The organism is Pseudomonas sp. F9001, assembly GCF_013385435.1.
Taxonomy (GTDB): domain Bacteria; phylum Pseudomonadota; class Gammaproteobacteria; order Pseudomonadales; family Pseudomonadaceae; genus Aquipseudomonas.
Window position 1 is genome coordinate 492,145 of sequence record NZ_JACAPX010000013.1, and the last position, 12,816, is coordinate 504,960.

6 protein-coding genes are annotated in these 12,816 nt (G+C 62.7%); 2 read left to right on the forward strand and 4 right to left on the reverse strand.

Annotation, left to right across the window (positions count from 1 at the left end; genetic code table 11):
* The first annotated feature begins 24 nt into the window (after positions 1-24).
* Both HX818_RS14850 and pbpC read left to right on the forward strand, forming a co-directional pair.
* Positions 25-5,868 carry an alpha-2-macroglobulin gene (locus HX818_RS14850; protein WP_177020331.1) on the forward strand — a complete coding sequence of 1,948 codons (5,844 nt, stop codon included), beginning with the start codon at positions 25-27 and terminating at the stop codon, positions 5,866-5,868.
* The gene (pbpC, locus tag HX818_RS14855; RefSeq protein ID WP_177020332.1) at positions 5,849-8,146 is read left to right on the forward strand and encodes a penicillin-binding protein 1C; all 2,298 of its coding nucleotides are present in this window, start codon (positions 5,849-5,851) and stop codon (positions 8,144-8,146) included. Before HX818_RS14850 ends, pbpC begins: the two co-directional genes overlap by 20 nt.
* On the opposite strand, the gene HX818_RS14860 is transcribed toward pbpC, so the two are convergent.
* The 4 genes from HX818_RS14860 to HX818_RS14875 all read right to left on the reverse strand — a co-directional run bounded on the left by HX818_RS14860 (position 8,147) and on the right by HX818_RS14875 (position 12,663).
* A complete protein-coding gene (locus tag HX818_RS14860; RefSeq protein ID WP_177020333.1) occupies positions 8,147-9,313 on the reverse strand; it encodes a hypothetical protein in 1,167 nt (388 codons plus the stop codon).
* A complete protein-coding gene (locus tag HX818_RS14865) occupies positions 9,310-9,891 on the reverse strand; it encodes a LemA family protein (protein ID WP_003213535.1) in 582 nt (193 codons plus the stop codon). Before HX818_RS14865 ends, HX818_RS14860 begins: the two co-directional genes overlap by 4 nt.
* A gap of 161 nt (positions 9,892-10,052) precedes the next feature.
* Entirely contained in the window at positions 10,053-11,885 is a 1,833-nt protein-coding gene (glmS, locus tag HX818_RS14870; RefSeq protein ID WP_008439539.1) for a glutamine--fructose-6-phosphate transaminase (isomerizing), read from the reverse strand.
* 10 nt (positions 11,886-11,895) lie between these two features.
* Positions 11,896-12,663, reverse strand: coding sequence for a DeoR/GlpR family DNA-binding transcription regulator (locus HX818_RS14875; RefSeq protein WP_003213539.1), 768 nt, complete (start codon positions 12,661-12,663; stop codon positions 11,896-11,898).
* Between the last annotated feature and the right edge of the window lie 153 nt (positions 12,664-12,816).

Below are 12,816 nucleotides of genomic sequence, written 5' to 3' on the forward strand. Positions count from 1 at the left end.
GACACATTGCCAGGGATGCTCACCATGTTTGATTCGTTAAAAGCGACCAGCCGCCGTTTTTTCGGGGCCTTGATCTCAGTGGTGAGTGTCCTGTTCAGCGCCGTTCGATGGCTGGCGCGCAGCCTGTTCGGCCAGTGGCAGCCGCCGCGCTGGCTGCAAGCCACAGGCAACGGCCTGGTCAACGTCGGCCACAAGGCCCGGGCTTATCCGCGCCAGGCTGCGGGCGGCGCGCTGGCCCTGGTACTCGTGCTGGCCGCGGGCTTTTACGGCTGGCACTGGTATTCCCACCTGCCTCAGCCCCACACCGTGGGTTATTCGCTGCACAAGCCCAACCTGACGGATTACACCCAGCCGCAGCCGGTTGTGGATAACTTGCAGGTGCGCTTCGCCGAATCAGTGGCCCCGCTGGAAGCCATCGGCAAGCCGGTCACCGAAGGCATCACCCTCAAGCCTGCCATCGCCGGCGCCTGGCGCTGGGCGGATGACCGCAGCCTGGTGTTCACCCCGGAAAAAGACTGGCCCGTCGACGCCCACTACACTATCGACCTGGCCAAGAAAACCCTGTTGGCCGACGGCGTACTGCTCAGCCAATACACCAGCCAATTCTCCACCCAGCCGTTCCGCGCCACCTTGACGCAAAACGAGCTGTACCAGGACCCGAGCAACCCGACGCAGAAACAGCTGGTAGCGACCTTCCACTTTTCCCACCCGGTAGACGAAGACAGCGTACGCAAACGTGCCTCGGTCACCCTCGGCAAAGGCTTGGCCTACCGCGATGCGCAACTGCCCAATCGCCCGGAAATCACCTTCGACGAACACAAGCTCAACGCCTTTGTGCGCTCTGCCGCCCTGGCCACCCCACTGGAAAGCACCCCGGTCAGCGCCAAGCTCGATGAAGGCCTCAAGGCCCGTGATGGCGGCAATCCCAGCTCGGCGCCGCTGGTGGCCGAAGTCACCGTGCCCGGCCGCTATCGCCTGACCTTTACCGGCGCCGAAGTCAGCTTTGTCGACAACGAGCGCGGCGAACCCGAGCCGGTGTTGATGTTCAGCAGTTCCAGCGCCGTGGCCGACGAGACCATCGCCAACAAGGTGCAGGCCTGGATGCTGCCGGAAAAAGCCGAGGACGATACCCGCCCCTGGAACCTGCAAGACATCGACGACAAACTGCTGGCCAGCAGCACCAAGGTCAAGCTGACCCACGTGCCGAGCGTCGAACCGCTGAATACCCTGCACGCCTTCAAGTTCAAGGCCCCGCCGGGCCGCGCCCTGTATGTACGGGTGCCGGCCAACCTGGAAGCCATCGGCGGCTACCTGGCGAAAAATCCGACAGCCTCTCTCGTGAGCATGCCGGCTTATCCACGCACGCTGCAGTTCCTGTCCGACGGCGCCCTGCTCAGCCTCACCGGCGAAAAACGCCTGGGCTTCATGGCCCGTGGCGTACCCGGCGCCCATGTGGAAATCGCGCGCCTGCTGCCCAACCAGTTGCAACACCTGGTGGACCAAAGCAGCGGCAGCTTTGCCCGACCGAATTTTGCCAATGACTACTTCGACCGGATGGTGGAGCGTCAGAGCCTGGACATTCCGCTGTCGGCTGGCGACCCGTCGAAAACCGTCTACGACAACGTCGACCTGAGCAACTACCTCACGGCCAACGGCGGCCGCCGGGGGATTTTTGTGCTCAAGCTGAGCCCGCAGGACGACCCGGCCGATCGCACCTTCGACTACTCGCGCAACACCACCAGCGACCTGCGTTTCATCGTGGTCACCGACTTGGGCATCATCGCCAAGCGCTCCAGCGATGGCAGTCACGATGTGTACGTGCAGTCCATCGGCAACGGCTCGCCGGTGTCCGACGCCCAGGTCGATATCATCGGCCGCAACGGTTTGCCGGTCGCCAGCGGCCATACCGACGCCGAAGGTCACGCGCACTTCGCCAAGCTGGATGAACTGCGCCGTGAGAAAACGCCGTTGATGTATGTGGTCAGTCGCGGCAATGACCAATCCTTCCTGCCGATTGCCCGTCAGTCGCAACAGCTGGATTTGTCACGCTTTGATGTAGGCGGCCTGGAAGAGGACGGTGCGATCAATCGCCTCAGCGCCTACCTGTTTACCGATCGCGGCCTGTACCGGCCCGGCGAGACCGCGCACCTGGGCATGATCGTGCGCAGCGGCGACTGGAAAGGCGCCCTGCAAGGCCTGCCGGTTGAGTTGCAGATCACCGACCCCCGTGGCCTTGAGGTGATTCGCCAGCCGTTGAAACTGTCGGCCAGCGGTTTTGAAACCTTCGATTTCCCAAGCAGCGAAGTAGCGCCATCCGGCGATTACACCGCGACCCTGCAACTGATCGGTGAGAAGCAGCGTCGTACCGACCTGGGCAGCGTCAGCTTCAAGGTCCGCGACTTTGAACCGGACCGGATGAAAGTCAGCCTGAGCCTGCACGATACACCGGTGCTGGGCTGGATCCCGCCGGACCAGGTGGTGGCCAAGGTCACCGCGATGCACTTGTTCGGCGCTCCGGCGGCGGGTCGTCGCGTCACGGCGAAAATGTCTCTGAGCCCGACGCTCGCGGCCTTTGATCGCTACCCGGATTACCGCTTCCGCCTGAATGACTCGCTGGAAGAAGCCAGCTCCGAAGACCTGGCCGAAACCACCGTCGACGACAATGGCCAGGCGGTGCTGGACCTGAACCTGCAACGCTTCGCCAACAGCACCTACCGCCTGCAAGTGATGACCCAGGTGTACGAAGCCGAAGGCGGTCGCAACGTCGCCGCACAAAGCGCATTGCTGGTGTCGGCGGCGCCGTACCTGGTGGGTGTGAAGAGCAAGGATTCGCTGTCTTTCGTCGCCAAGGACGCCCCGCGTGAAGTGCAATGGCTGGCCGTGGCGCCAGACCTTACGCCAGTCGCAGTCGACGGCCTGACCAGTGAAGTGGTCGAGCACCGCTACGTCTCGGTGCTGGTGAAGCAATCCAACGGCACCTACAAATACGAGTCGCGCATCAAGAACATCAGCCAGCCGGCCTCGCCGCTGGTGATGACCAAGGACGGCGCCAAGCAAACCCTGAACACCGGCACCCCGGGCGATTTCACCCTGCAACTCAAGGACGCCAACGGCAACCTGCTGAACCAGATCGACTACAGCGTCGCCGGCCGGGGCAACACCTCGCGCTCCCTGGAGCGCAACGCCGAACTGCAACTGCGCCTGGATAAACGCAGCTACGCCACCGGTGATGAGATCGCCATCAGCATTCGCGCGCCGTACACCGGCGCCGGGTTGATCACCATCGAGCGGGACAAGGTCTACACCCAGCAGTGGTTCAAGGCCGACAGCACCAACAGTGTGCAACACATCCGCGTTCCTGCGGGGCTTGAGGGCAATGCCTACGTCAACGTGCAGTTCGTACGGGACATTGGTTCGTCCGAGGTCTACATGAGCCCGCTGTCCTACGGCGTGGTGCCGTTCAGCATCAACCTCGACGCGCGGCGCATGGCGCTGAAAGTCGAAGGCCCGGCGAAGATCGAGCCGGGGCAGACCCTGGATATCAAGGTCAACGCCGACCGCCCTGGCCGCGCAGTGGTCTACGCGGTGGACGAAGGCATCCTGCAAGTGGCGCGCTACCAGACGCCGGACCCGTTGGGCTTCTTCTTCCAGAAGCGTGCACTGGAGGTCGGCACCAGTCAGATCCTTGACCTGATCCTGCCGGAATTCAGCCGCCTGCTCAGTGGGGCAGCGCCGGGTGGCGATACGGAAGGCGCCCTGGCCAACCACCTCAACCCGTTCAAGCGTAAACATCAGCCACCTGTGGCCTGGTGGTCTGGCCTGGTGGACTTGCCGGCCGGTGAAACCGTGCTGCACTACCAGGTTCCGGACAGCTTCAATGGCAAGCTGCATCTGTTTGCGGTGGCCGTGGACAGCGACAGCGTGGGCGTCAGCGAGGCCAACACCGAAGTGCGCGGGCCGCTGGTGATCACGCCGAACGTGCCGGCCTTTGTCGCACCGGGGGATGTGTTCAGCGTCAGCGCCGGGGTGTTCAGCAACCTGGACGCGGCGGCGGACGTGAAGTTTGAAGTGCAGACCAGCGATGGCCTGCAGGTGCAAGGCGACAAGGCCAGCACCCTGGCCCTGCAACCGCGCAAGGAGGGTGTCGCCGAGTTCAAGATCAAGGTAGGCGAAACCCTCGGCTCGGCAGACTTGCGCTTTGTCGCGGTGCTGCCGGATGGCAAGCGTATCCAGGTGGCGGAAACCACGTCGATCCGACCCTTGAGCGAGCATCGGGTGGCCCTGAGCCTGGGCCGTTTCGACAGCGCCAGCAAAGAGCTGAAACCGACCCGCGAGCTGTTCAGCCAGTTGCGCGATGTGCAGTTGGGCGTCGCCGCTTCGCCGCTGGTATGGGCCAACGGCCTCAAGCATTACCTGGATGACTATGGCTACGCCTGCACCGAGCAATTGGTGTCCAAGGCCATGCCGGCGTTGATCTGGGGTGGTAACGCGCCGGAGGCCGAGCAAGCCTTCAGCGGTGCGGTGCGCATGCTGCGTCAACGGCAGAACCAGGCCGGCGGTTTCGGCTTGTGGGCGGCCAACCCGGATGTGGCGCCGTATGCCAGCCTGTACGCCACCGACTTCCTGATCGAAGCCAGGGAGCGCGGGCTGCCGGTGCCGGAAGACCTGCTGCAACGTTCCAACGCGTACCTCACCGACCTGGCCAACGGCCCGAGCGAAGGCCTGTCGGAATTGCGCAACCGCGCCTACGCCAGTTACCTCCTGAGCCGTCAGGGGATTCTGGTGAGCGGCGCCTTAAGCGATATCCGCGAGCGCTACGAAAGCTACTTCAAGGACACCTGGCAGAACGACATTGGCGCGGCGTACCTGGCCGCCAGCTACAAGCTGCTCAAGCAGGATCGTCAGGCCGATACCTTGTTCCGCAAGGTGCCGTGGCTTTCCCTGTCGGATAAATGGAACAGCGACGGCCTGTATTACGACCCGCTGGTGCACGACGCCGAGCACCTGCATTTGCTCGCGCGGCACTTCCCGGAAATGCTCGACGATGTGCCGACAAGCCTGCTGGATAAACTCGGCAAGCGTCTCAACGAGCAACGCTACAACTCGCTGTCGGCGGCACTGTTGCTGCGGGCCCTGGACAACTATGGCCAGCGCGCGCAAAGCGACATGACCCTCAAGGCCACCGCATGGCTCAGCGACAAGCAGCAACAGTTGTTGCAGATGGCCGGCCAGCCGCCACGTGCGGCGGTGCCTGCCGGTACGCAAAAACTGCAGATGGAAAAATCCGACGGCCCGGCGGCGTTCTACATGCTGAGCGAAGCGGGCTATGACAAGGGCGCCAACCTCAAGCCGATCAACAGCGGCCTGGAAATCATCCACGAATACCTCGACCTCAAGGGCAATCCAGTCAGCAAGGTCGCGGTAGGTGATGAGTTCCTGGTGCGCCTGCGCTTGCGGGCTACTGACCGTGATCAGGTGCAGCAAGTGGCGGTGGTCGACTTGCTGCCGGGTGGTGTCGAGCCTGTGTATAACTTGCCGCCGGAGCCGGAAGCGGCCAGCACCGAGGAAAGCGAAGGCGACGATTCGGAGTACGTTGAAACCGGCGAAGACACCGAAGAAGCCGACGCCTGGCAGGCGCCGATTGGCGAGACCGACTTGAGCAACTGGCAACCGGACTACGTCGACGTGCGTGATGACCGAGTGGTGTTGTACGGCACCGCGCTGCGGGATGTAGGCACCTTCGTGTACCGCGTGCGCGCCACCAACGCCGGTACCTTCAATACGCCACCGGCCTACGCCGAGGGCATGTACGAAACCACCCTGCAAGGACGCGGCAAAGTAGGCCAGCTTGAAATTACCAAGCCTTAAAAGCCTGACGCCGCTGCTGGCAGCGGCGGTGATTCTGGCGGGGCTGCGCTTGTGGCCCCATGCACCGCTGGAACAGGCGGCCAGTTCATCACGGGTGGTTTTGGCCGATGACGGTTCGCTGCTGCGCATGACCCTGGCGGCTGACGGGCAATATCGCCTGTGGCTTCCCCTGGAACGGATTTCTCCGTCACTGGTGGAGGCGTTGCTGCTCAAGGAAGACCGCAATTTCTACTGGCACCCGGGGATCAATCCCCCGGCGTTATTGCGAGCGGCCATGGCCACCTATAGCGGCGGCCAGCGCCAAGGCGGCTCGACCTTGAGCATGCAGTTGGCCAGGCGCCTGTGGGATCTCAACACTCGCCAAGTGCCCGGCAAGCTGCAGCAGATGGCCCTAGCGTTGTGGCTGGAGGCACGTTACAGCAAGCACGACATCCTTGAGGCCTACCTCAACCTGGCGCCCATGGGCGGCAATATCGAAGGTGCCGAAGCGGCCAGCCGGATCTATTTTGGCAAGTCAGCGGCGCAGTTGTCCTTGTCTGAAGCCCTCGCGCTGGCCGTGATTCCCCAGCAACCGGGTCGTCGGGCGCGCTTTGGACCTTCCCTGCAAACCGCCCGGCAACGGCTGATGGCCGACTGGCGGGAAACTTATCCACAGGACCCGCGTAACGACAGTTTGCTGGACCTGCCGCTGGAAGCCCGCAACCGCCAGCAGATCCCGTTTCTCGCGCCGCACCTGAGCGAACAGTTGCTGGCCTCGCAAACCGGCAATGAGTTGAACAGCACCCTCAACCTGGCGCTGCAACAATTGATGGAACGGCTGATCACCGGCTTCATCGCCGAGCGCCGCAGCAGCGGTGTGGAAAACGCCACGGCGATCCTGATCGACAGCCGCGACCAGAGCGTAAAAGCCCTGGTGGGCTCGGCAGACTACTTATCCACAAGCATCCACGGCCAGGTCAACGGCGTGTTGTCGCGGCGCTCGCCGGGCTCCACCCTCAAGCCATTCCTGTATGGGCTGGCGCTGGACCAAGGGGTGATCCACCCCATGAGCATCCTCAAGGACATGCCGAGTAACTTCGGCTACTTCCAGCCGGAAAATTTCGACGGTAGTTTTGTCGGTCCGGTGACAGCCCGCGACGCGCTGATTCGCAGCCGCAATATTCCGGCGGTGTGGCTGGCCAGCCAAACCCGCTCTCCGTCACTCTACGGATTGCTGCAAAGGGCCGGGATCAAGGGCCTGCGCGGCGAAAGCCATTACGGCTTGGCGCTGGCCTTGGGCGGCGGCGAGATGACGCCCGAGGAGCTGGCGCGGCTGTATGTGATGCTGGCTGGTGACGGGCATTTGCGGCCGCTGCGCTATTTGCAGGAACAGCCGCAAACCACTGGCGCCCAGCTACTCACGCCGCAGGCCGCGTTTATGGTGCGCGACATGCTGCGGCGCAACCCGCGCCCGGACGGGCTGCCGGGGCGCCACTGGCGTACGGCCTGGAAGACCGGCACGTCCTGGGGTTTTCATGATGCATGGAGCGCCGGCCTCGTAGGCCCGTACGTGCTGGTGGTGTGGGTGGGCAACTTCGATGGGCGTCCGAATCCTGAGTTTATCGGTGCGAAAACTGCGGCACCGTTGTTCTTCCGTATTGCCGACGCCCTGCCGCTGGCCTTGCCCAATGTGGTGATCAAACCCGACAAGCCGCCCGCCGGGCTGATCCGCATCGACGTCTGCGCGGCCTCTGGTGACTTGCCCAACCGTTGGTGCCCACGTACCCGCAAGACCTGGTACATCCCCGGCGTGTCACCGATTCGGGTGTCCAACCTGCACCGCCCGGTGCTGATCGACACCCGCACCGGCAAGGCCGCGTGCCCGCCGTTCGACCCGCAGTACACCCGTGAAGAAGTCTTCGAGTTCTGGCCCAGCGATGTGCAGCGGCTGTTCCGCGCCGCAGGGCTGCCCCGGCGTACGCCGCCCAATGTGCAGAAAAGCTGCCAACCCAACCGTGTCGGCGATCAAAGCGAAGCGCCACAGATTCGCTCGCCGCTGACCCAGGTCAGCTACCACCTGCGCCTGTCCCAGCCCCAGGAAAGCATCCCGCTGAACGCCAACGCGGCCAGTGATGCACTGACGCTGTATTGGTTCGCCGACCAGACCCTGATCGGCCAGGGCCCGCCGCAAACCACGCTGAACTGGCGGCCGGGTAAGTCGGGGGAGTACCGGTTGCGGGTGACTGACGATCAGGGCCGCAGCGCCAGCCGAGGCTTGAAGGTTGAGTTTGTACCCTGATCAGGCGTCTTCGTCGCCTAAACCGGCAGTGCCTGCATCTTTTGCGAAATGCTTGTACGCCACCCCTAGCTTGCGTTGCTCAAAGATCGAAAACACCAGGGTGCCCAGCAGAATCATCATCCACACCAGGAACACCTTCATGGTGTCCACCTGGGCCACCACCAGCAGCAAGGTCACTACGCCGCCAATCACCATGCCTAGGCCCATCCAGGCGCCCAGCACGCGGCCTACCGCCAGGCGCATGCCCGTGGGCAGCAAGAGCCGCAGCGCGAGCAACACCACAAACATCGTCAGCAAGAAGCCAAACGCGGCCATGAAAGGAATCACGAAGCCATTGTCACGGTACAACCAGGCCAGAAACCGATAGGCGGGATTCAGCTCTGCCATTTGCTGGTAGGTGGCGGGGCCCGGCAAATGCAGTTGGGCAAAATGTTCCGGCGTCATGGCCATGATGCCGACGCCGATCAAACCCAACACCACCGCGTAGAAACCACCGGCGCGCCACAGCGGCGCCAGCACACGGCGGTTTTCCACCTCCTTGGTCTCGGCCAGGCCGAACACCGCGTCAGGTTGCCGGCCCTGGGCAATCACCGTCTTGCCCGCACGCTCGCAGGCGTCGCCAATCAGCATCACCTGCATATCCTGGGTGAGGAGCAGTTCGCCCTGGCGGCGGGAGCTGCTGATCCATTCATGGTCGTCAGGGCGCTTCTTGCCGAACAGGTCGATACCCTCGGCAATCACTGTCACTTCACCGGTGGCGTCCTGCAGACGGAAGTCATTGCAGCGAGCCTCGGCCGAGACCTGGCTCCAGCTCCAATCGCCATCCTTGTCTTTGGTGCCTTCTTCGATGACCCACACGTAACCCGCGCAAGGCTTGCCGTGGACCGGGGAGATCAGCGGCGTGTCGACGATCACCTTGCCGTTCACTTCCACCAGCCCCATGGCCAATGAGCGTATCTGGCTGGTGGCCAGGCGCTGTTCGGTGCGATAGAAATTGGGGCCGAAGCTGGCCAGCAGCCCGATCAGGATGCACACAGGAAAAAACAGCGCCACGAGGATCGTCGGGGCGTAGACCATCAGGCCAATAAAGCCGGCGAGAAAGACCAGTGCCACCAGGGTTTTCCACGCTGGTTTTTTTGTGACAACCCCTGCCTGGGTGGTTTTCATGCCCCCGGCACCTCAAGCTTCACGCCGTCGTAGCGGGTTTCTTCGGCGCTGATGGCCAGCAGCGGAATGCGCTGATAGCCGAGCATCTTGGCGAAGAACAGATCAGGAAAAATCGCGATGGCGATATTGTAGAGGTTGACCGACTCATTGAAGAACTCGCGACGGTCGGCGATGCGTTCCTCCACTGCCGAGATCGCCTGCTGCAACTCGACCATGTTGGGGCCGGAGATCAGCGTCGGATAATTCTCGGCCACTGCAATCACCGACTTGAGCGCCGTATTGAGCTGGTTGGAGGCATCGACTTTATCGGTGAGGCTGCTGGCGTTGAGGTACGCGGTGCGGGCGTCGCTGAGGCGGGTGAACAGCGCGTTCTCATGGTTCATGGCGGTTTGCACCACGCGCATCAGGTCGGGAATCTGGTCTGCCCGCTGCTTGAGCAGCACGTCGATGTTGGCGAAGGCTTTATCCACATCGTTGCGGCGCATCACCAGGCCGTTGTAGACCCCCACCAGCCAGCCGACCAGGCCGACGACAATGATCAGCACGACGATACCGGCGATCAGCAGTTCGATGTTCATGGCGGCGGCATTCCCTGGCTAGTTATCCACAGGGCGCATTCTAGGGGTAAAGCAGGGGAATACTCCCGGAATTAGTCCACAGAAACGGCAAGACCCGATATCCGGTAGCCTGAAAAAGCAAAACCCCCGAAGAACGGGGGTTTTGGTGGTTCGGGTGCGGCTTATTCCACCGTCACCGACTTCGCCAGGTTACGCGGCTGGTCAACGTCGGTGCCCTTCAGCACAGCCACGTAATACGACAGCAGCTGCAGCGGGATGGTGTAGAGGATCGGCGACAGGGTGTCGTGGATGTGCGGCATGTTGATGACGTGAGTGCCTTCGCCATTGGTCATGCCGGCCTTCTCGTCCGCGAACACGATCAATTGGCCGCCACGGGCGCGCACTTCCTGCAGGTTGGACTTGAGCTTCTCCAGCAGTTCGTTGTTCGGCGCGACGGTAACGACTGGCATGTCGTCATCCACCAGGGCCAGCGGACCGTGCTTGAGCTCACCGGCCGGGTAGGCTTCGGCGTGGATGTAGGAGATTTCCTTGAGCTTGAGCGAACCTTCCATTGCCACCGGGTATTGCGCACCACGGCCGAGGAACAGGGTGTGGTGTTTGTCGGCGAACAGCTCAGCGACTTTCTCCACGGTGCTGTCCATGGCCAGGGCTTCACCCAGGCGGGCCGGCAGGCGGCGCAGTTCTTCGACCAGGTGTGCCTCGACGCCTTCGCCCAGCGTGCCGCGAACCTGGCCCAGGGACAGGGTCAGCAACAACAGGCCGACCAACTGGGTGGTGAAGGCCTTGGTGGATGCCACGCCGATTTCACGACCGGCCTGGGTCAGCAGGGTCAGGTCGGACTCGCGCACCAGCGAGCTGATGCCGACGTTGCAGATCGCCAGGCTGCCGAGGAAGCCCAGTTCCTTGGCGTTGCGCAGGGCGGCCAGGGTGTCGGCGGTTTCACCGGACTGGGAGATGGTCACGAACAGAGTGTCGGGCTGCACCACCACCTTGCGGTAGCGGAATTCGCTGGCAACTTCGACCTGGCACGGGATGCCGGCCAGTTCTTCCAGCCAGTAACGGGCGACCATGCCGGCGTGGTAGCTGGTGCCGCAGGCGACGATTTGCACGTTGCGCACTTTGGCGAACAGCTCGGCAGCTTGCGGGCCGAAGGCTTGCACCAATACCTGGTTCTGGCTCAGGCGACCTTCCAGGGTGCGTTGCACCACGGCCGGTTGCTCGTGGATTTCCTTGAGCATGAAGTGGCGGAACTCGCCCTTGTCGGCGGCTTCGGCACCGTCGCGGTACTGCACGGCTTCACGTTCCACGGACTGGCCGTTGACGTCCCAGATGGACACGCTTTCACGGCGGATCTCGGCGATGTCGCCTTCTTCCAGGTACATGAAGCGGTCAGTCACCTGGCGCAGGGCCAGTTGGTCGGAGGCGAGGAAGTTCTCGCCCAGGCCCAAGCCGATCACCAATGGGCTGCCACTGCGGGCGGCGACCAGGCGGTCAGGCTGGCTGGCGCTGATCACGGCCAGGCCATAGGCGCCATGCAGTTCCTTGACGGTGGCCTTGAGAGCGTTGGTCAGGTCGCCGATGTCCTTGAGCTTGTGGTTCAGCAGGTGGGCGATGACTTCGGTGTCGGTGTCCGAGGTGAAGACATAACCCTGGCCTTTGAGCTGTTCACGCAGCACTTCGTGATTTTCGATGATGCCGTTGTGCACAACCGCCAGGTCACCGGAGAAGTGCGGGTGAGCATTGCGTTCGCACGGCGCGCCGTGGGTGGCCCAACGGGTGTGCGCGATACCCAGGCGGCCTACCAGCGGCTCACCGGCCAACGCTTGTTCGAGTTCGCTGACCTTGCCCGGGCGACGCATGCGCTCAAGCTTGCCGGCGTTGGTAAAGAGCGCCACACCGGCGCTGTCGTAGCCACGGTATTCCAGGCGTTTGAGGCCTTCGAGCAAAATGGCAGTGACGTTTCGTTCAGCGACTGCGCCAACAATTCCACACATGGTTTCTCTCCTAGATGACTGCCGCGCAAATCAGCGTGATGCCGCGGGCTTGAATCTGGTCGCGGGCCTCAAGTGGCAGGCGATCATCGGTAATAAGGGTATGGACGCTGCTCCAGGGCAGTTCCAGGTTGGGGATCTTGCGGCCAATCTTGTCGGACTCGACCATCACCACCACTTCGCGGGCGACTTCGGCCATGACGCGGCTCAGCCCCAGTAATTCGTTGAAGGTGGTGGTGCCGCGCTCCAGGTCGATGCCATCGGCACCAATAAAGAGCTGGTCGAAATCGTAGGAACGCAGTACCTGTTCGGCGACCTGGCCCTGGAACGAGTCCGAATGCGGGTCCCAGGTGCCGCCGGTCATCAACAATACCGGCTCGTGTTCCAGGTCGCTCAAGGCGCTGGCCACGTGCAGGGAGTTGGTCATCACCACCAGGCCGGGCTGGTGCCCCAGTTCGGGGATCATGGCGGCGGTGGTGCTGCCGCTGTCGATGATGATGCGCGCGTGTTCCCGCAAACGCCGGACGGCCGCACGGGCGATGGCGCGCTTGTAGGCCGAAATGGGCTGTGCCGGATCACCGACCAGTTCCTGAGGCATGGTGATGGCGCCACCGTAGCGACGCAGCAACAGACCGTTACTTTCGAGGGCCGCCAGGTCCTTGCGGATGGTGACTTCCGAGGTTTCGAAACGCTTGGCCAATTCGTCCACGCTGACTTCACCTTGCTCGGTGAGCATGGCAAGGATGTTGTGGCGACGTTGGGGTGTATTTCGTTTCGACATGGTGATGATAAGTTTCGTTTCGAAAGATAACGAAGGCAATCAAAACCTATTCATTCAAAATGGTCAAGCATGCGACTGAGTTTTTTGAATCAACACAGATAAAAATGTGGGAGCGGGCTTGCTCGCGAAGGCGGTGTGTCAGTCGGCGCATGT